This window comes from Paraburkholderia bannensis NBRC 103871 (assembly GCF_000685015.1).
GTDB lineage: Bacteria > Pseudomonadota > Gammaproteobacteria > Burkholderiales > Burkholderiaceae > Paraburkholderia > Paraburkholderia bannensis.
On record NZ_BAYA01000001.1, the window covers coordinates 570219 to 589994 of the forward strand.

Genomic DNA, 19776 nt, shown 5'->3' on the forward strand with positions numbered 1-19776 from the left:
TTGGTACGCGTGCGGGTCTACCGGCGCAATCGCGTTAGGTTCGTCAGCCCAAAATGGGACGATGGGAACCCTGCTCGCTAGAAGCCATAGGTACGCGGCGCGTAAGCCGACTAAGGCGGCCACCAAAGCAATAGCCACGGTCAAGATATCTTTCATGGGCGAACGATCGAACATTTTCAGACGATTCTGGCATGGAAACTCGCCATGCGATTCACTTCGGTATATTGCGATGATGTAACAACCGGCGAGGCCAAACGATGGGGCGCTCTACGAAGGACGAAAAAAAGCGGGAGCAAGAACGAAGAATTTTCGAAATGTTTGCCAGTCACATAACGCTGCCCGCTGGTGAGATCGTCTACGACGATAGGCCCGATGTTCTAATTGACGGCCCGCGAAAGATTGGCGTCGAGATAACCGACCTATATCTTGCGGACGGCGACGACCCGACAAGCGAACAGGTGCAGAGACGTTGCAGGGAGGCCGTACTAGAGCGGGCGCAAAGGCTATATCTATCAACAGGGGGCCGCCCCATCGAGTTTCACTTTGCCTTTGCGATTGAGCGCCCAATTCAAAGCGTTGAACCGCTCGCGGTCGCCATCGCGCAGCTAGCCTCACGCCTCCAACACGAGCATTCCGGGCAGATCCCAGACTACCTGTTCGATCACATACCCGAACTGGATTGGGTGTACTGGAACGGGAAGGAATATCCAGACGCCCGATGGAAGATCACGCAAAGTTACAGCACTCCGCTACTCGCGTTGCCTCGCGTTGCGAAAGCAATCGCGGAAAAGACAAAGTCGGCGGCCAAGTATCGGCCCTGTGACTGCTACTGGCTCTTGATCGTTGTGGACTTCTGGAATCCCGCGCAGGATCAAGATACCTCCTGGCCAGAAGGTGCCAGCGTCCACTCAGGCGCGTTCGAAAGAATATGGATCTACCGCACACACTGGGAACCGATCCAAGTGCCCGCATATCGGTAGATCCGACAACGGGCGCACTGGGAAAAGTACTTCCGGTCAACTGTCCCGCGACACCTTCGGGAAGCGAACCCGGTTAAGTGCGGCATACATGACAGGCAGGGGCACGTGTGTATAGACCTTCTTGCCAGTCGAACCGCCTACGGCGTGACCCGTTATCGCGTCTTGCGTTGCCTCGGCCACATCCAAGGCGTTCATATCCGTTCGTATCCAGTGCCGGAACTTGTGCGAACCGTTCAGCCTGCCGGCGGGCAACCCCGCCGCGCCCCGGAACTCTTTGAACCATTGCACGGCCGTATCCGCAGGGCCACGCGCGCGACCGGCCATAGACGGCAACGCAGGGGCATCGCCGCCTTTGCCGTCCATGACCTCAGCCAACCACGCGCTAAACCACACGTCGGCCAACAAATGATTGGCAAGCGGTACGGTGCGCTCTGAGTCCGCAGTCTTGACGGTCCCGGCCTCAGCCGTAATGCGGATCGTCGTCATCCCGTCTTGACGCTGAAAGTCTCCGCGCCGCAACTGCGCTATCTCTCCGATCCGTGCGCCGGTGTGCTGGAGCAGCATAAGCAACGCACGCCCGTCCGTGGGCTTGACGTTCTGCCACTCGGGCACGTCGCTCATCCGATCAGAAAACAGCGCATGGCCGTATATCCGAGCCAGCTCATCGTCACTCCACGGCCCCCGCTTTTTCGCTCCAATGGACTTATCAATAGCCAAGTCCAAAAGATTCCGGTCGATAAGATCATCCTTCACCGCGACATTGAGCAGCGCCGTAATGTAGGAGGCGTGGTTGTGGGCCGTCTTTGCCCCGAACGGCCTTCCCTTATCGAGCAAGAACGCGACAAATTGCGCACCATGCGCTTTCCTGAGATCACGCAATGGCACAACGCCAACAGCTTCCTCGAACAGATCTAGCGCCTTCTCGGCTCGTTTGACGGCCTCTGGCTCTGCGCTCGTCCGTCGCACCCACGACGGGATTACGTCACGAAGATTCTTAGGCCTCTGGGCCGCTGCCGGTGCATCGACCTTCGGAGCAGTGGCCGCCAATGCTTCATCCTGTTGAAGACGCCTAAGTGCTTCCCTTGCTGCAAATATGCGCTCAGTTTCCTGCGCAATTAGATCTTCCCGGCGGTCATGCTCCGCAATTTCTTGTTCTTCGGTTTGGTAGGACTGCTCGTATGCTTGCTCGTCAGCCTCCACCTGCTCCCGCTCAATCTTGTCGCGCTGCCGCTCAGACGTGGCCGCCACAAATGCGGCTGATACGGACGCGCGCACGCTTTCCGCGACCTTGTCTGCGTCGCTGAGATTGCCCCTACGCGCTGCTGCAAATTGCGCATCAGTGATGACTGTATGCGTCGCGGCCAGCCGCTTGGCTTCGGCGTAGTCGTGAGTCTTCAGCGAAAACACAAGCTGCTTTCGGCCAAAGTGCTGCTCTAGATCAACGGGAATTTTGCGACGGAAGTACCAGACGGTACCGCGCTTTTGAAGATGATTTGTCATGGCGGGCAGGAGTGTAGCAAGTGTCAATGACACCGGCCACACCCTGCTTTAAGCCATTGATTTCTTTGATTCTTTAACGAAATCAAAGAGATATCTGGTCGGGGCGAGAGGATTTGAACCTCCGACCACCTGCACCCCATGCAGGTACGCTACCAGGCTGCGCTACGCCCCGAGAGCTAGAAAGTATAACAGACCCTTTTGCCGATTTGAATGGCCTAAATGCAATTCGTCGGAAAGAATCTTTGCAGGGTCGCGAAACGACGCTGCAGAAGCAACGCAACACTTAGCGCCCAAGCAAATCGAGCACGTGCAGCAGCTCTTTACGCAACTGGTCGACATCGACGCTCGCCATGTTGCCTTCGCTCGCCGGCACTTCATCGGCGACGCCGGGCGCGGCCTCTTCCACCACCGCGCCATGCGAATCAAGCCGATTGCGTGCGCCGTTGATCGTGAAGCCCTGTTCGTAGAGCAATTCGCGAATGCGCCGGATCAGCAGGACTTCGTGATGCTGGTAGTAGCGCCGGTTACCGCGGCGCTTGACCGGCTTCAACTGCGTGAACTCCTGCTCCCAATATCGCAGCACATGGGGCTTCACTCCGCACAGCTCGCTCACTTCGCCGATCGTGAAGTAGCGCTTGGCGGGTATCGGAGGCAAGACGATCTTTTCGATTGTCGATGTCATCGCCGGGTTGCCGTCGTGGTGGTTGCGCAAAGTGGCGTTGCCGCCAGAGTCCGATGTTGCGTCCGTTATTGCGTCTGGTATTGCGTCCGTTGTTGCCAGTCACGCCCGCTGCACTTCCCCCGTGCGGGCGCGCGCGGGTCGTCCCGCGCAATGATGCCTTGATCGATCGCTTCCTGGCTGATCAGCGCGGGAAGCTTGCCTCGGCGCCGCTTTCCACGAGTGCCTTGAGCTTCTGGCTCGCGTGGAACGTCACCACGCGGCGCGCGGCGATAGGAATGGCTTCGCCAGTCTTCGGGTTGCGACCCGGACGTTGCGGCTTGTCGCGCAACTGGAAGTTGCCGAAGCCCGAAAGCTTCACGCTGTCACCGCCTTCGAGCGCGTCGCGAATCACTTCGAAGAACGCTTCGACCATGTCCTTGGCTTCGCGCTTGTTGAGTCCGACGTTGTCGAACAGCAGTTCCGCGAGTTCGGCTTTGGTCAGCGTGGGCGTATCGTTCGCGGCGCTTGCCGACGAGGCAGGAATGTCGCGAATCATGGCGCTACGCTGTGCCGCGAGAAGGGCTTCGAAATCACTCGAGTTCATTTCGTTCATCTATCTTTGAAATGGCGCGCTTCCGGGTTGTCAGCACTGCAATCAGCACTGCGCAAACCGGAAGCCACTGTCGGTACGTGATGAGCCAGCAGGCTTATCCGCGCAACCGGGCGCCAAACACTCGAGCCAGGCGATCCACCAGGGACTTGATGGCCGCATCGACCGTTTCGTCCTGAAGGGTGCCGCCAGTATCTTGCAGGGTCACCCGGAAGGCAAGGCTTTTCTCGTCCGCGCCAAGTCCGGAAGTATTTGATTTTGCACGAAATTCATCGAACAACGCAACCCTCTGCACAATCCGTGCAGGCTCTTCCTGAATGCCCTTGTGGAGCTCGTCGAGCAGCGCCTGAACCTCGATCTTCTGGTCGACGACCACTGCGATATCGCGTCGCACCGGCGGGAATTTCGACACGTCCGTCGGCGTCGGCAACTCGCGCGCCATCAGCGCGTCGGCTTGCACTTCGAAGACGATCGGCGCGTGCGGCAGGTCGTACTTCTGCATCCAGCGCGGATGCAGTTCGCCAATCCAGCCCACTGCACGGCCGTCCACTTCCACGCGTGCGCTGCGTCCCGGATGCAGCGCCGGATGTTCCGCCTTCACGAAACGCGGCGTTTTCTTCGAGCCCAGACCGGCGAACAACGCTTCAAGATCGCCCTTCACGTCGAAGAAGTCCACGCCGCGCGTCTGCGCGCCCCACTGCTCGTCGAGCGCGGGGCCGTAGGCGAGCGCGCCGATCATCTTCGGTTGCGCGAAGCCTTCGACCGTCATCTCGTCGGCCTTGATCGACGCGTCGTGCAGGAACACGCGGCCTGCTTCGAACACGCGCACGCGGTCAGCGCGGCGGTTGAGGTTGTGGCGCAGCACGTTGACGAGGCTGCCGATGAGCGTCGTGCGCATCACCGAAAGCTGGCTCGCGATCGGGTTCAGCAGCTTCACCGGATTCGCGTTGCCCGCGAAGTCGAGTTCCCACTCGGCATCGACAAAGCTGAAGTTGATCGTCTCGGCGTAATCGCGCGCGGCGAGCGCGTGACGGATCGCGTGAATCGAGCGGCGCGTTTCGTTGGTCGCGCGCATTTCGCTGCGAGCGACCGGCGGCAGCGCCGGGATCTTTTCGACGCCGTAGATACGCGCGACTTCTTCGATCAGGTCTTCTTCGATTTCGATATCGAAGCGGTACGGCGGCGGCGTGACGCTGAAGGTTTCGTCGCCATCAGTGCCTGCGCTGCGCTCGAACGTGAGGCCCAGACGCGTGAAAATCTCTGCGATTTCATCGGCGCCAATCTTCACGCCAATGATGCGGTTCGCGCGCGCGACGCGCATCTTCACCGCTGCACGCTGCGGGACGTTGACGGTCTGGTCGTCGATCGGGCCGGCTTCGCCGCCGCAGATGTCGAGGATCAGTTGCGTGATGCGCTCGATATGTTCGACGGTCGTCGACCAGTCCACGCCGCGCTCGAAGCGATGGCCTGCATCGGTCGAGAAGTTGTAGCGGCGCGAGCGGCCACGGATCGCATCCGGCCACCAGAAAGCGGCTTCCAGATAGATGTTTTTCGTGTCGAGCGTGACGGACGTGCTGTCGCCGCCCATGATGCCCGCGAGGCTTTCGATCTCGCGTTCGTCGGCGATCACGCCCACGGTTTCATCGACTTCGACGGTGTTGCCGTTGAGCAGCTTGAGCTGTTCGCCCTTCTTGCCCCAGCGCACGTCCATCGAGCCGTGGATCTTGTCGAGATCGAACACGTGCGACGGACGGCCCAGTTCGAGCATCACGTAGTTCGAGATGTCGACGAGCGCCGAGATGCTGCGCTGGCCCGAACGCTCAAGGCGCTCGACCATCCATGCCGGCGTCTTCGCGTGCGCGTTCACGCCGCGGATCACGCGACCCGAGAAGCGGCCGCACAGGTCCGGCGCCGAGATCTTCACGGGCAACGTTTCGTTGAGCTTGACTTCGACCTTCGGGAACACGGGCGCTTGCAGCGGCGCGCCGGTGATCGCGGCGGTTTCGCGCGCGACGCCGTACACCGACAGGCAATCGGCCTTGTTCGGCGTGAGCTTGATTTCGAAGATGGTGTCGTCGAGGTTCAGCGCTTCGCGGATGTCCTGGCCGATCGGTTGGTCTTCCGGCAGGATCATCAGGCCGCTATGGTCTTCCGAGAGCTTGAGCTCACGCGCCGAGCACAGCATGCCCTGGCTTTCCACGCCGCGCAGCTTCGAGAGCTTGATCGCGAAGGGCTTGCCGCCCTCTTCCGCGGGCGGCAGTTCCGCGCCGACCAGCGCGACCGGCACCTTGATGCCGGGCGCGACATTGGGTGCGCCGCAGACGATCTGCAGCGTCGCGCCGGTGCCGGCGTCGACCTGACAGACGTTGAGCTTGTCCGCGTCCGGGTGCTTCACGACTTCCAGCACGCGTCCCACGACGATCTTCGTGGTGGGGGGCGCTGCCGGGCTCAGGCCTTCGACTTCGAGGCCGGCCATCGTGAGCGCGTGGGCCAGCTCATCGGTCGTGAGCTTCGGATCGACAAAGCTTCTCAGCCAGGATTCGGGGAATAGCATTTGGTTTTACGTTCCAGACAGATTGTGACCGTCGCGAAGCGGGTTCTCGCGCACCCTTCGCAGGTGCTGCGTCCGCTTCGCGCTCTGCAAGCGACAAGGTCGCAGCGGCGTCGCTGCGGTGTGCTTCGGCTTAAGCGAACTGGCGCAGGAAGCGCAGGTCGCCTTCGAAGAACAGACGCAGATCCTGCACGCCATAACGCAGCATCGTCAGGCGTTCAAGACCGCTGCCGAACGCAAAGCCGATGTAGCGCTCCGGGTCGAGACCCATGTTGCGGATCACGGTCGGATGCACCTGGCCCGAGCCCGAGATTTCGAGCCACTTGCCCGCGTTCTTGCCGTGCTCGAACATCATGTCGATTTCCGCCGACGGCTCCGTGAACGGGAAGTACGACGGACGGAAACGCACCTGGATGTCGTCGCGCTCGAAGAACTTCTTCAGGAAGTCGGTGTAGACGCCCTTCAGGTCCGCGAAGCTGATGTTCTCTTCGATCCACAGGCCTTCGACCTGGTTGAACATCGGCGAGTGCGTGGCATCGCTGTCCACACGATACGTGCGGCCCGGCACGATCACCTTGATCGGCGGCGTGTGCGTGCGCGCGTAGCGCACCTGCATCGGGCTCGTGTGCGTGCGCAGCAGCAGCTGACGGCCATCGGCGTCCTTGCCGTCCACGTAGAACGTGTCCTGCATCGAGCGCGCCGGATGGTTTTCCGGGCTGTTCAGCGAGGTGAAGTTGAACCAGTCGGTTTCGATTTCGGGACCGTCGGCCACGTCGAAGCCGATCGAACCGAAAATCTGCTCGACGCGTTCCCACGTCTGCATCACCGGATGCAGGCTGCCCGTGCCCGTACCGCGGCCCGGCAGGGTGACGTCGATCGCCTCGGAGGCGAGACGCTGGTTCAGGAGCGCATCGGCAAGCGCCTGGCGGCGCGCATTGAGCGCGGCTTCCACCTGCTGCTTGACGGCGTTGATGCGCGCACCTTCGGTCTTGCGCGTTTCCGGGTCGAGCTTGCCAAGACCCTTGAGCATTTCGGTCAGCGCGCCCGACTTGCCCAGAAAACGAGCCTTTTCGTTTTCAAGCGTGTTGACGTCGGGTGCGGAAGCGAAGGCGGTTTGCGCGTCGGCGACAATCTGGTCCAGATCCATTGATCCCATCTTTTCAGCGTCAGTGTTTGAGACTTGAGCGGTGCGTTGCACGCCGCCTTGTGCGAGTGTGGCGCACTTGCGTGACGCACAATCGACGCACAATCGCGACGGCATGAAGGCACTGCATGAAGCGGCGCAACGGGCCGCATCAGGCGGCGCGTAAAACAGAAGCGCGCAGGAAGCGCTTCACCAACAAAAACGGGGCTCGGTGAGGAGCCCCGTTTTTGTTGCAGCATCACCGAAACAACCGGATGCTGCTGCAACGAACCTGCGCAATACCTGAACTTAGGCAGCGACGGCGGCCTTCACCTGCTTGACGATCGCAGCAAATGCAGCCTTGTCGAACACAGCCATGTCAGCCAGAACCTTACGGTCGAGTTCGATCGAAGCCTTCTTCAGGCCGTTGATGAACACGCTGTAGGTCATGTCGTGCTGACGCACCGCTGCATTGATACGCGTGATCCACAGTGCGCGGAACACACGCTTCTTGTTGCGGCGATCGCGATAGGCGTACTGGCCTGCGCGCATGACCGCCTGCTTGGCGATGCGATAGACGTTATTGCGACGGCCGCGGTAACCCTTGGCCAGGTTGATGATCTTCTTGTGGCGGGCCCGTGCGGTAACCCCACGTTTGACTCGAGGCATTAGTTGCTCCTATGAGTTGTCGGTTGAGGATTACGCGAACGGCAGCATTGCGCGCACGGACTTCAGATCGGAATCATGAACGGCCGTTGCACCACGCAGATGACGCTTGTTCTTGGTGGTCTTCTTGGTCAGGATGTGACGCTTGAAGGCTTGACCGCGCTTGACGGTACCACCCGGACGAACCACAAAGCGCTTGGCGGCGCTTTTCTTGGTCTTCATCTTGGGCATGACAAAAACTCCATTTATTTGATGGACATGGGTGTGCGGCTGGCTCCCGCGCGCGGCTTGCGCCATGCGTTTTTGCCCTCATACCGCCCTTCGAAACCCACTCCACTTGTTTTGGCGACTGGCTGCTCTAAAAAAGACAAGCTTGCCGCCGCTTTCAGGAAAAAGCGTCCACCTGCCGCACTTGCGTGCAGCGCGCGGGCGCCATTTCCGGAACCTGCTGCATGTCTGCGCCCACCAGCCGGCGAGCGAGACAAAGAGAACTGCCTGAACGTCGCGCAGTATAAAGGTGCAAAGCACCTCACACCGCGCGCCGAATCACTTCTTTTTCTTCGGCGAGAGCACCATGATCATCTGGCGCCCTTCCATCTTCGGCATCTGCTCAACCTGACCGACTTCTTCGAGGTCGGTGCGCAGGCGCTCGAGCATACGCATGCCGATTTCCTGGTGAGCCATTTCGCGGCCGCGGAAACGCAACGTGATCTTCGTCTTGTCGCCGTCCTCAAGGAACCGGATGAGATTGCGCAGCTTGACGTTGTAATCGCCGTCGTCGGTACCCGGGCGGAACTTGACTTCCTTGACCTGGATAACCTTTTGCTTCAGCTTGGCTTCGTGCTGCTTCTTCGATTCCTGGTACTTGAACTTGCCGTAGTCCATCAGGCGGCACACGGGCGGCACTGCCTGCGGAGCAATTTCAACCAGATCGACGTCTTGCTGTTCCGACATGCGGAACGCATCAGCCAGCTTCACGATACCGAGCGGCTCGTTCTCGATTCCGACGAGACGCACCTCGGGTGCAGAGATTTCACCGTTGATGCGATGCGACTTATCCGTAGCGATGTTACGTTTCCTCTAAAAATTAAAAAAACGAGCCGCGCTGCCAGGTGGCTTACTTGAACGAACTGACGTCCTGCGCCAGACGCTCAGCGAATGCGTCGACGGGCATCACACCCAGATCGACACCGCCACGGGCACGCACGGCTACCGTTTGTGCTTCACGCTCTTTGTCGCCGGCAACCAGCAGGTACGGCACCTTCTCAAGCGTGTGCTCGCGTATTTTATAGCTAATTTTCTCGTTGCGCAAATCGGCCTGCACTCTAACCCCTTGTTTTTGCAACGATTGGGTCAGATTAGCGGCATATTCGGCCTGACTTTCTGCAATATTCATCACAACGACCTGCACCGGAGCCAGCCAGGACGGCATTGCACCAGCATGGTGCTCGATCAGAATACCGAGGAAACGCTCCATCGAACCGAGGATTGCACGGTGCAGCATGATCGGGCGGCGGCGGCTGTTGTCTTCCGCCACGTACTCGGCGCCCAGACGCTCCGGCAGCACCATGTCGAGCTGCAGCGTACCGCATTGCCACGAACGGCCAAGCGCATCCTTGATGTGGTACTCGACCTTCGGGCCGTAGAACGCACCTTCGCCCGGCAGCTCTTCCCATTCCAGGCCGCAGGCCGTCAGCGCGTCGCGCAGGCCCTGCTCGGCACGATCCCACGTTTCATCGGTGCCCGCGCGCGAATCCGGGCGCAGCGACAGCTTGATGTCGATGTGATCGAAGCCGAAGTCCTTGTAAATGCTCATCGCCAGCGTATTGAAGGCGATCGATTCGGCGATGATCTGGTCTTCCGTACAGAAGATATGCGCGTCGTCCTGGACGAAGCCACGCACGCGCATCAGGCCGTGCAACGCGCCCGACGCTTCATTGCGGTGGCACGAGCCGAATTCCGCGTAACGCAGCGGCAGGTCGCGGTACGAGCGCAGGCCGTGATTGAACACCTGGACGTGGCCCGGGCAGTTCATCGGCTTGACGGCGTAGTCGCGCTTCTCCGACTCCGTCGTGAACATGTTTTCACGATAGTTCTGCCAGTGACCCGACGCTTCCCACAGCGAGCGATCCATGATCATCGGCGTCTTGATTTCGTCGTAGCCGGCGACGCGCAGGCGCGCGCGCATGTACTGCTCGACCTGCTGCCAGAGCGTCCAGCCCTTCGGGTGCCAGAACACCATGCCCGGCGACTCGTCCTGCATGTGGAACAGGTCGAGCTGCTTGCCGAGCTTGCGGTGATCGCGCTTCTCAGCCTCTTCGAGGTTGTGAAGATAGAGTTCCTGATCTTCCTTCTTCGTCCAGGCCGTGCCGTAGATACGCTGAAGCTGCTCGTTCTTCGCGTCGCCGCGCCAGTAGGCGCCCGCCACCTTCATCAGCTTGAAGACCTTGAGCTTGCCCGTCGACGGCACGTGCGGGCCACGGCACAGATCCGTGAAACCGCCATGCGAGTAGAGCTTGATGTCCTGGTCGCCCGGGATCGACTCGATGATCTCGGCCTTGTACTTCTCGCCGATGCTCTTGAAGTAGTCGACTGCCTCGCCGCGCGTGACCACGCGGCGCGAGACCGGCTCGTCCTTCTTCGCGAGTTCCTGCATGCGCTTTTCGATCTTTTCGAGATCTTCGGGCGTGAAGGGACGGCTGTAGGCAAAGTCGTAGTAGAAGCCGTTGTCGATGACCGGGCCGATCGTGACCTGGGCTTCGGGGAACAGCTCCTTGACCGCGTAGGCCAGCAAGTGCGCCGTGGAGTGACGGATGATGTCGAGGCCGTCGGCGTCCTTGTCCGTGACGATGGCCAGCGATGCGTCGTGATCGATCAGCGTCGACGTATCGACCAGCTCGCCGTCGAGCTTGCCGCCGAGCGCCGCCTTGGCGAGGCCGGCACCAATCGAAGCCGCCACTTCGGCGACCGTGACGGGGTGATCGTACTGTCGAACCGAACCATCGGGCAGACGTATCGCAACCATGTTTTTCTCCAGAAGCGCCGCGTGCGGCACATCGTATTGTGTTCGGGGGAGATCGCCGTTACAGCGACCCGATAAAATTTCGCGGCGAAAAAAAATGCGGCCCCGCTTTCGAGGGGCCGCATTCACTTTTCAAACCAGATTGCAGGGCGAAAGAGGTCCTCGACTAGCGTCGCTCCGAAGTAGTTTCGGTCAACGTTCGCGGTGTCATAACCGTATTCGCCTTGAGCGCAAAGCGCTTTTGCTGCATTGAAGCTTCGATGCTAGCACACACATCGCAACTTCGATTTCGTTGGTAGGCTCGATTGGACTCGAACCAACGACCCCCACCATGTCAAGGTGGTGCTCTAACCAGCTGAGCTACGAGCCTGAAGAAGCAAGACTATATGACACTTTCGCGGACTTGGCAAGTGCTTTTTTGCATTGCGGCAAAACAAGGGACTCGGGGCGGCCCGCCCTAGCCCTTGCGCAATGCCCGCAGCACGCCGCCCACTTCGCCCAGCAGCACGCAGGCGCGCTGGATTTGTGCCGAACTGGACACCTCGACCGTGAACTGCATATAGGCCGCGTTGCGGCGCGTCTGCGTTTTCACGCCGATCACGTTCATCTTCTCGCGCGCGAAGACTTCGGAGATATCGCGCAGCAGCCCCTGGCGGTCGGTCGCCTCAATCGAAATATCGACCGGATACACCGACTGGCCGCGCCCGCCTATCACGTCGGCAGACCAGGTGGTTTGCAGCACGCGCTCGGGCGAGCGGCGCGCCATGCGCTGGAAAGTGGCGCAATCGCTGCGGTGAATCGACATGCCCTTGCCGCGCGTGACAAACCCGCTAATGCCATCGGGGGGCGCCGGCCGGCAGCAGCGCGCGAGCTGGGTGAGCAACGCGTCGACACCGACCACCAGCACGCCCGACGAACCGCCATGCGCGACGTTCGAGCCGCTCGCTCGCTTGGTCAACTGCTCGGGCGTTTCCTCCTCGGGTTCGGGCGCGGGCGCGTCGCTCAGCGCCTGCTCGACGTAGCGCAGGCTGAACTCTTCCTTGCCGACCACGCTGAAGAACTCGTCGGTCGACTTGAAGCCGAGCTTGGCCGCAAGCTGATCGAGGTTGACCGAGGTACGCCCCTCGCGCTGCAAGGTCTTTTCGACCATCGCGCGGCCATTGGCGATGTTTTCCTGCGCTTCGATCGAGTTGAACCAGGCGCGCACCTTCTGGCGCGCGCGATGGCTCTGCAAATAGCCGAGCTGCGGGTTGAGCCAGTCGCGCGACGGGCCGCCCTCTTTCACCGAAATGATTTCGACGGTCTGGCCGTTTTGCAGATGCGTGTTGAGCGGCACCATCGCGCCATCGACACGCGCGCCACGGCAGCGATGGCCCAGCTCGCTATGAAGGTGATACGCGAAATCGAGTGGCGTCGCGCCCTGCGGCAGCGCGATCACGCGCGCCTGCGGCGTGAGCACGTAGATATGGTCGTCGTCGAGCGTCGCCTGGCGCAGTTGCTCCCACGGCTGACGGCCATCGGCGACGTCGTCCTTCCACGCGAGCAACTGGCGCAGCCACGCGATTTTCTCGTCATAGCTGCTGCTCGCGCTGAACTGGCCGCCATAACCCTTCGAGCCCGCTTCCTTGTAGCGCCAGTGCGCAGCGACCCCGTATTCCGCGAACTGATGCATCTCCTGGGTACGGATCTGCACTTCGAACGCGCGTCCATCGTCGCCCATCACGACCGTGTGCAGCGAGCGATAGCCATTGGGCTTGGGCCGCGAAATGTAATCGTCGAACTCGCGCGGCACCGGCTGCCAGAGGTTGTGCACGATGCCGAGCACCGTGTAGCAATCCTTGATGTCGCGCACGATCACGCGAAACGCGCGCACGTCGTACAGCTCAGCAAAGTCGATGTCCTTGCCGCGCATCTTCTTCCAGATGCTGTAGATATGCTTGGGCCGCCCGCTCACTTCCGCGACGATGTGCGCTGCCGCGAGTTCATGCTGAAGCCGCGAGATGGCTTCGGCGACGTAGCTCTCGCGCTCGACGCGCTTTTCGTCGAGCAGCTTTGCGATGCGCTTGTAGGTAACCGGCTCCTCGAAGCGAAACGCGAGGTCTTCCAGTTCCCACTTCAGTTGCCAGATGCCCAGACGGTTCGCAAGCGGCGCGTAGATATCGAGCGTCTCGCGCGAAATCTCGGGCGCGGGCGTGACCTTGGCCGCTGCGTAGTAGCGCAGCGACTGCAGACGCGACGCCAGGCGAATCAGCACCACGCGGATATCCTGCGCAAACGCCAGCAGCATCTTGCGCAGCGACTCGACCTGAGCGCGGCGCGCGGCCTGCGCGTCGCGGCTTTCGCGCCCGGTTTCAGGCGCGGTGTTCTGCGCCGCCGCCCGCAGGCTTACGCTGCCCAGACGCAGCAGTTTGCGCACGTCGAAGACGAGCCTGGTGACTTCTGCGCCAAAACGCGCGGCGAGCGTCGCTTCCGGATCGTCGAGATGCGGGGCGATGTTGAACAACGCTGCCGCCAGCACCGCCGGCGGATCGACGTTCAGGCGGCTCATGATCGACGCCGTGCCCTGCGCATGCTCGACGAGTGGCTCGCCCGTGGACAGGCGTGCGTCGCCCGCATGCTCGCGCACGAACGCCAGCGTGTCTTCGAGCGAAGGCAGCGCGGCGGACGCAGGAACTTCAGCGGGAACGGGAGGTAAGGTGTCGCTGCTCATGAGACATCGCCCGCCGGTGTACCGGACGGGCTGCTAACAACAGTAAAACAGTCCAACCATGGTCTGACCATGCAGCGAGGCCGCACGCATCTGCGCGACCTTCAAACTCGATAGAGCGGGTTCAGGCTCAATCGCGCTGCGCGGCCACCACGACGATTTCGATGAGGCATTCCGGATTCGCGAGCTTCGCTTCCACCGTCGCGCGCGGCGGCGTGGCGCCTTGCGCCACCCACCTGTCCCACTCAGCGTTCATGCCCGGGAAATCCTTCATGTCGGTGATATAGATTTGCACCGACAGCAGCAGCGACTTGTCGCTGTTGGCCTCGCCAAGCAGACGGTCGATGTGGCCGAGCACCTCACGCGTCTGGCCAGCGATGTCCTGCTTGGTGTCTTCGGCGATCTGACCGGCCAGATAGACCGTTCCATTATGGATGGCGGTTTCCGAAAGACGCGGGCCGACGTGGTGTCGAATGACTGCCATGAATTTTCCCGTTGAAATGGCGTGTCTGGGGACGTGCCGGTGCGCTCCTTTCAGTGCGCCGACGCGCCGGACAATCTAGCATTATGACGCGCCGAAAGGTTATCCGGCGAAGAAACGGCGCGCTATCTCGATCTGGTCCGCCGCGAGGAAAGCCGGCGCATGCCCCACGCCAGCGATTTCGACGCCCTTCAACTGCTGGCCGGTCGCTTCCATTTTTGCCAGGGTGTCGCGGGACAGCAGATCAGAAAGTTCGCCGCGCACCGCCAGCACCGGCCCCTTGAACGCCGCGAGCGAGCGCCACAGGAACTGCTCGCCCTGCTCGTTCTGCTCGGGCGTCACGCCCTTGAAGCCTTCCGAAATGCGCGGGTCGTAGCGATAGCGCCAGACGCCCTCCACCTCGTGCAGCAACGGCGTATTGATCTCGCGCCATTCGTCGGGCGTGAGCGGGCCAAACGAGGCCGCCAGCAGCGCAGCGTTGTCGATGCCCTCTTGAAGCGAGCCGAAACTTACATCACGGCCCACGTATTCGCCGATGCGCTCGAGCGACGCGGGCTCGATATGCGGGCCGATATCGTTGAGCAGCAAGCGCCCGATGGGCGCGTCGGGCAGCCCCGCGAGCGCCATGCCGATCAGCCCGCCCATCGAGGTGCCGAACCAGTCCACTTTCTCGACCCCGGTGCGCGCGATCAGGGTGACCATGTCCGCAACATACTGGGCGACGCCGTAGCCGCGCGGATCGACGAGCCACGACGACAGCCCGCGCCCCACCACATCGGGACACACGACGCGATACGTGTCGGCCAGCGCGATCGCCAGCCGGTCGAAGTCGCGACTGGAGCGCGTCAGGCCATGCACACAGACCAGCACGCGCGGGTTCGCAGGATCGCCCCATTCGGTGTACGCGACGCGATGCAGGCCCGAAGGACTGAGGCACTGGACGTAGTGTTGGCGCGGTTGACCCGGCACGGCAGACGAAACGGTCATTGCGTGATCCTCGCTGGATGCGTTCATAGGCGTGGAGCCATTGTAGACGGCTTTGCGGGGCGGGAACGGCGCGGGCGGCCAGGCCAGGAGGCTTGCGCGCAAGCCCGAGCCGCACGGGAAAAGCGTGCGCCGACATCGCTATCGGCCATCCGGCCTATGCCGTCCGGCCGAGGTTTCAAGCGCGCCCGATCGCGCCAGAATGGACTCATCGAAAACAAAACGGGCGAAACCGAAGTTCCGCCCGCCTCTGCCATGCAACCTGCTGCGCCTGGTACGACACGCATGTCACCGCATTCAGCTCACCGCGCTCACGTCCAGCGGTGCGCCGGTCTTCGTCTTGATCTCGTCAGCCGTGACGCCCGGCGCGAGTTCGGTGACCTTCAGGCCCGCGTCGCTCACTTCGATCACGCCCAGGTCGGTGATGATCAGATCGACCACGCCCACACCCGTCAGCGGCAGCGTGCAGGCTTCAAGGATCTTGTGCTGGTCGCCCTTGGCCACATGCTCCATGAGCACGACCACACGGCCGACGCCCGCAACCAGGTCCATTGCGCCGCCCATGCCCTTGATCATCTTGCCGGGGATCATCCAGTTGGCCAGGTCGCCCTTCTCGCTCACCTGCATCGCACCCAGGATCGCCAGGTTGATGTGGCCGCCGCGGATCATGGCGAACGAGTCCGCCGACGAGAAAATCGACGAGCCCGGCAGCGTGGTCACGGTCTGCTTGCCGGCGTTGATCATGTCGGCGTCCACCTGGTCTTCGGTCGGGAACGGGCCGATGCCCAGCAGGCCGTTTTCCGATTGCAGCCACACTTCCACGCCTTCCGGCACGTGGTTGGCCACGAGCGTCGGCAGGCCAATACCCAGGTTCACGTAGAAGCCGTCCTGGAGTTCTTTCGCCGCGCGCGCGGCCATTTCGTCACGATTCCATGCCATGGTCGGTCTCCTTGCTCAGTTGCCCGCGGGGTTGCTCGATGCCGCGCGCACGGTGCGTTGTTCGATGCGCTTTTCCGGTTGCGCATTCAGGACGATGCGCTGCACGAAGATGCCCGGCGTATGGATCGCATCCGGATCGAGTGCGCCGTTCTCGACGATTTCCTCGACTTCCACGACCGTGATCTTGCCCGCCATCGCGCACATCGGATTGAAGTTGCGCGCCGTGCGGCGATAGACCAGGTTGCCCGACTTGTCGGCCTTCCATGCCTTCACGAGCGCCACGTCGGCGGTGAGCGAGTGTTCGAGCACATACTGCTTGTCGCCGAACTGGCGCGTTTCCTTGCCCTCAGCGATCAGCGTGCCGAAGCCCGTGTTGGTGAAAAACGCCGGGATGCCCGAGCCGCCCGCGCGCAGCTTTTCGGCCAGCGTGCCCTGCGGCGTGAATTCGAGTTCGAGTTCGCCCGACAGGTACTGGCGCTCGAATTCCTTGTTCTCGCCCACGTAGGACGAGATCATTTTCTTGATCTGGCGCGTTTCCAGCAGCAGGCCCAGGCCGAAGCCATCGACACCCGCATTGTTGCTGATACAGGTAATGCCCTTCACGCCCGAATCGCGCAGCGCGCCGATCAGCGCCTCAGGAATGCCGCACAGCCCAAAACCGCCGACCGCAAAGGTCTGGCCGTCCTTGACGATGCCTTCGAGCGCGGCAGCCGCGCTTCCATAGACTTTGTTCATCAGTGTGTCCCTTCCTCGAATGGAAATACGTCGATGCTTCGTTCGATCAATCTATTTGTTCAGCATGGCACGCGGGCGCGTCGTACACCCGGATGCCCCATTCTAGTCATGCCTCGCCAGCGCTGCCGTGAACCCGGCGCGCGGCGCGCGCAGCCCTCTGATGGTTCGCAAGCGTACGCTGGGCGGGCGATGCGGCACAATACGCAAAACTACATAAAGCCATACCCGTATCAACCGTCATGCCCGAATCCGCCACCGCCCCGACACCCGCGCCCGCGCTCGATTACAAGACCGCCTTTCATCTCGCGCCCATTGGCCTCGTGATCGCGCGCGAGCGCATCATCGAAGACTGCAACGAGACGGTCTGCGCGATCTTTCGCTGCCCGCGCGAGGCGCTGCTCGGCAAGTCGTTTCAGGTCTTGTATCCGTCGGCGGACGAGTTCGAGCGCATCGGCGAGCGCATTCCGCCCATCATGACGGCGCAAGGCAGCTATGCCGACGACCGCATCATGAAGCGCGCCGATGGCGAACTGTTCTGGTGTCACGTGACGGGCCGCTCGCTCGATCGCGCGGCGCCGCACGCGGCCGGCGTGTGGACTTTCGAGGACTTGAGCGCGACGCGGCGCGTGGCGGTCGAGCTCACGCCGCGCGAGCGGGAAATTGCCGCGCAGCTGGTGACGGGCAAGACAAGCAAGCAGATCGGGCGGATTCTGGAGATCAGCCCGCGCACGGTGGACGTCTATCGCGCGCGGCTCATGCGCAAGTACGACACGGGCAACGCCACCGAACTGCTGCAACGGCTGCTCGGGCAGTGAAGGCGCGCTTCAATGCGCATTGGAAGATGAAACGCGGCGCAGTCGCGCGCCGCGTGGAGAACACAACCTCGCGGAATCAGCGCGCCTTGACGAGCGGCGCGCTTTCGATGGTCGTGCGCAGGTGCGCGGGAATCGGCACCGACTTGCCGGCTTCGTAATCGATCCAGACGCAACGCGCATTGCCGCGCGCGTAGACCGTATCGGGTTCATCGACGCGGCGCAGTTCGAAACCGGTATCGAAGCTGCTGCGCCCGGGCTGCCCCACCGTCATCGTGCAGACGATGTCACCGGGATAGTGCAACTGCTTCAGAAACTCCATCGACGCGTTGACGATCACGGGGCCCTGCCCGTTGCCGCTCTCACGGCTCTCGCCGGCCACGCCAAGCTGCTCGAACCAGGAAATCCGCACCTGCTCCATGTAGCGGAAGTAGACCGTGTTGTTCACATGGCCAAACGCATCCATGTCGCCCCAACGGATCGGCATGGTCATTTCAAAAACGGGGTGGTAATCGCTCATTGCACTGATTGCACTTCGACTTCGAGTTACAGGAATTGCGTTAAGAAAAATCGCGGGCTCAGGTCAGGCCGAAACCGTCGTCGGCGGTAATGATCGAGCCGTTCATGAACGCCGACTCGTCCGCGGCGAGCAGCAACAGCAGCCCGTCCAGGTCGGCGGGCGTGCCCACGCGGTGGCGCGGCAGCATCGCGACAAGCTTCTGCCCCTGCTCGGTCGCCCAATGGTGGTGGTTGATCTCGGTATCGATATAACCGGGACAGATCGCGTTGACGTTGATGCCATGACGCCCCCACTCCAGCGCCATCGCCTTGGTCATATGCACGACCGCGGCCTTGCTGATCGAGTACAGGCCGATCTGCGGCAGCACGCTCAGCCCCGCCACCGAGGCGATATTGATGATGCGGTACGCGGGCTTCGAGCCGCCGCCGTTGCCGCGCATGATCATGCGCTTGGCCACTTCCTGCGCGACAAAAAAGGCGCCGCGCGTGTTGGTGTCGAAGACATATTCGAAATCGGCGGGCGTGACATCGGCCAGTTTCTGCGTCGTCGAGACGCCCGAATTATTGACGAGGATGTCGATGGTGCCGGCTTCGGTTTCCGCATGCGCGACCGCCGAACGGATGCTCTGGTAGTCCGTGACATCGAGCGACACCACGTGCGCGGCCCCGCCGTCGGCCTCGATCTCCGCACGCAGTTCCTTGAGACGTTCCACGCGCCGGCTTGCCAGCACGACCTTTGCGCCCGCCTGCGAGAGCACCTGGGCGAAGCGCTTGCCGAGACCGCTCGACGCGCCGGTGATCATCGCCACCTTCCCTTCAAGATTGATCGAACGGCCCATTTTCGCTTCCTCTTCAAGGGATGACGGGGCGCCAGAAAGCTCCACCGGCGTGCAGCCGGGCATTCTGGCATAAAATAGAACGATCGTGCTAATGCGGGTTTGTCGGGTTGCGGCGAGGGGAGCGTTCCCCGACAATACGAACCCGAAAAAAGCATTCTAATGGCAAGAGGAGCTTTAATGACCCCCACAAGTCTCTTGGAGCAATACGGCCCACGCGAGTCGATGGAATACGACGTCGTGATCGTCGGTGGCGGCCCGGCCGGGCTGTCGGCGGCAATCCGCCTCAAGCAGCTGGCGGCCGAGAAAGGCGCCGAGATCGGCGTGTGCGTGCTGGAAAAAGGCTCTGAAATCGGGGCGCATATCCTCTCGGGCGCCGTGATGGATCCGCGCGCGCTCAACGAACTCTTCCCCGACTGGAAAGAGCAAGGCGCGCCGCTGAACGTGCCGGTCACGGAAGACAAGTTCCTGTTTCTCTCCGAAACCGGCGCGAAGTCCGTGCCCAACTGGGCGCTGCCCGACAACTTCAAGAACCACGGCAACTACGTCATCAGCCTCGCGAACGTCACGCGCTGGCTGGGCCAGCAGGCCGAGGCGCTGGGCGTCGAGATTTTCCCCGGCTTCCCGGCCGCTGAAGTCCTGTACAACGA

Annotated in this window: 19 protein-coding genes and 2 tRNA genes; 3 read left to right on the forward strand and 18 right to left on the reverse strand. The window is 61.8% G+C overall.

Annotation, left to right across the window (positions count from 1 at the left end; genetic code table 11):
* Positions 1–257: 257 nt before the first annotated feature.
* Positions 258–980 (forward strand): hypothetical protein, encoded by a 723-nt coding sequence (locus tag BBA01S_RS45700; protein WP_156965838.1) that lies wholly within the window; start codon positions 258–260, stop codon positions 978–980.
* A 36-nt stretch (positions 981–1016) separates the two neighbouring features.
* Here the strand turns inward: BBA01S_RS45700 and BBA01S_RS02635 are convergent, their stop codons facing one another.
* From BBA01S_RS02635 to BBA01S_RS02710, 16 genes are all read right to left on the reverse strand, one after another.
* A complete protein-coding gene (locus BBA01S_RS02635; RefSeq protein WP_042295682.1) occupies positions 1017–2480 on the reverse strand; it encodes a DUF6538 domain-containing protein in 1464 nt (487 codons plus the stop codon).
* Between the two features lie 95 nt (positions 2481–2575).
* Positions 2576–2652: transfer RNA gene (locus tag BBA01S_RS02640), tRNA-Pro, on the reverse strand.
* A 111-nt stretch (positions 2653–2763) separates the two neighbouring features.
* Positions 2764–3162 carry a MerR family transcriptional regulator gene (locus BBA01S_RS02645; protein WP_027815070.1) on the reverse strand — a complete coding sequence of 133 codons (399 nt, stop codon included), beginning with the start codon at positions 3160–3162 and terminating at the stop codon, positions 2764–2766.
* Between the two features lie 181 nt (positions 3163–3343).
* Positions 3344–3754 (reverse strand): integration host factor subunit alpha, encoded by a 411-nt coding sequence (locus tag BBA01S_RS02650; RefSeq protein WP_027815071.1) that lies wholly within the window; start codon positions 3752–3754, stop codon positions 3344–3346.
* 94 nt (positions 3755–3848) lie between these two features.
* On the reverse strand, positions 3849–6305 hold the full coding sequence (gene pheT / locus BBA01S_RS02655; protein ID WP_027815072.1) for a phenylalanine--tRNA ligase subunit beta: 2457 nt from the start codon (positions 6303–6305) through the stop codon (positions 3849–3851).
* A 130-nt stretch (positions 6306–6435) separates the two neighbouring features.
* Entirely contained in the window at positions 6436–7449 is a 1014-nt protein-coding gene (gene pheS / locus BBA01S_RS02660) for a phenylalanine--tRNA ligase subunit alpha (protein WP_027815073.1), read from the reverse strand.
* A 285-nt stretch (positions 7450–7734) separates the two neighbouring features.
* Complete coding sequence (gene rplT / locus BBA01S_RS02665) at positions 7735–8094, reverse strand: 50S ribosomal protein L20 (protein ID WP_004192938.1); 360 nt, start codon at positions 8092–8094, stop codon at positions 7735–7737.
* 30 nt (positions 8095–8124) lie between these two features.
* On the reverse strand, positions 8125–8322 hold the full coding sequence (gene rpmI / locus BBA01S_RS02670; RefSeq protein ID WP_027793434.1) for a 50S ribosomal protein L35: 198 nt from the start codon (positions 8320–8322) through the stop codon (positions 8125–8127).
* Positions 8323–8637: 315 nt separating this feature from the next.
* A complete protein-coding gene (gene infC / locus BBA01S_RS02675; protein ID WP_084161736.1) occupies positions 8638–9159 on the reverse strand; it encodes a translation initiation factor IF-3 in 522 nt (173 codons plus the stop codon).
* Positions 9160–9208: 49 nt separating this feature from the next.
* A complete protein-coding gene (gene thrS, locus BBA01S_RS02680; protein ID WP_027815075.1) occupies positions 9209–11116 on the reverse strand; it encodes a threonine--tRNA ligase in 1908 nt (635 codons plus the stop codon).
* 290 nt (positions 11117–11406) lie between these two features.
* Positions 11407–11483: transfer RNA gene (locus tag BBA01S_RS02685), tRNA-Val, on the reverse strand.
* 87 nt (positions 11484–11570) lie between these two features.
* On the reverse strand, positions 11571–13823 hold the full coding sequence (locus tag BBA01S_RS02690; RefSeq protein ID WP_027815076.1) for a RelA/SpoT family protein: 2253 nt from the start codon (positions 13821–13823) through the stop codon (positions 11571–11573).
* Between the two features lie 127 nt (positions 13824–13950).
* On the reverse strand, positions 13951–14304 hold the full coding sequence (locus BBA01S_RS02695; RefSeq protein ID WP_027815077.1) for a RidA family protein: 354 nt from the start codon (positions 14302–14304) through the stop codon (positions 13951–13953).
* A 99-nt stretch (positions 14305–14403) separates the two neighbouring features.
* The gene (locus BBA01S_RS02700) at positions 14404–15288 is read right to left on the reverse strand and encodes an alpha/beta fold hydrolase (RefSeq protein WP_027815078.1); all 885 of its coding nucleotides are present in this window, start codon (positions 15286–15288) and stop codon (positions 14404–14406) included.
* 294 nt (positions 15289–15582) lie between these two features.
* Complete coding sequence (locus BBA01S_RS02705) at positions 15583–16224, reverse strand: CoA transferase subunit B (RefSeq protein ID WP_027815079.1); 642 nt, start codon at positions 16222–16224, stop codon at positions 15583–15585.
* Between the two features lie 15 nt (positions 16225–16239).
* The gene (locus BBA01S_RS02710) at positions 16240–16959 is read right to left on the reverse strand and encodes a CoA transferase subunit A (RefSeq protein ID WP_027815080.1); all 720 of its coding nucleotides are present in this window, start codon (positions 16957–16959) and stop codon (positions 16240–16242) included.
* A 239-nt stretch (positions 16960–17198) separates the two neighbouring features.
* Between BBA01S_RS02710 and BBA01S_RS02715 the strand changes: the two genes are divergently transcribed.
* The gene (locus tag BBA01S_RS02715) at positions 17199–17774 is read left to right on the forward strand and encodes a LuxR C-terminal-related transcriptional regulator (RefSeq protein WP_027815081.1); all 576 of its coding nucleotides are present in this window, start codon (positions 17199–17201) and stop codon (positions 17772–17774) included.
* 76 nt (positions 17775–17850) lie between these two features.
* Here BBA01S_RS02715 and BBA01S_RS02720 read toward each other — a convergent pair whose 3' ends face one another.
* Both BBA01S_RS02720 and BBA01S_RS02725 read right to left on the reverse strand, forming a co-directional pair.
* Positions 17851–18291, reverse strand: a complete 441-nt coding sequence (locus tag BBA01S_RS02720) for an acyl-CoA thioesterase (RefSeq protein ID WP_027815082.1) — start codon at positions 18289–18291, stop codon at positions 17851–17853.
* Between the two features lie 58 nt (positions 18292–18349).
* The gene (locus BBA01S_RS02725; protein ID WP_027815083.1) at positions 18350–19129 is read right to left on the reverse strand and encodes an SDR family oxidoreductase; all 780 of its coding nucleotides are present in this window, start codon (positions 19127–19129) and stop codon (positions 18350–18352) included.
* A gap of 177 nt (positions 19130–19306) precedes the next feature.
* On the opposite strand from BBA01S_RS02725, the gene BBA01S_RS02730 reads away from it, so the two are divergent.
* On the forward strand, positions 19307–19776 hold a 470-nt coding region (locus tag BBA01S_RS02730), incomplete at its 3' end, for an NAD(P)/FAD-dependent oxidoreductase (protein WP_156965840.1).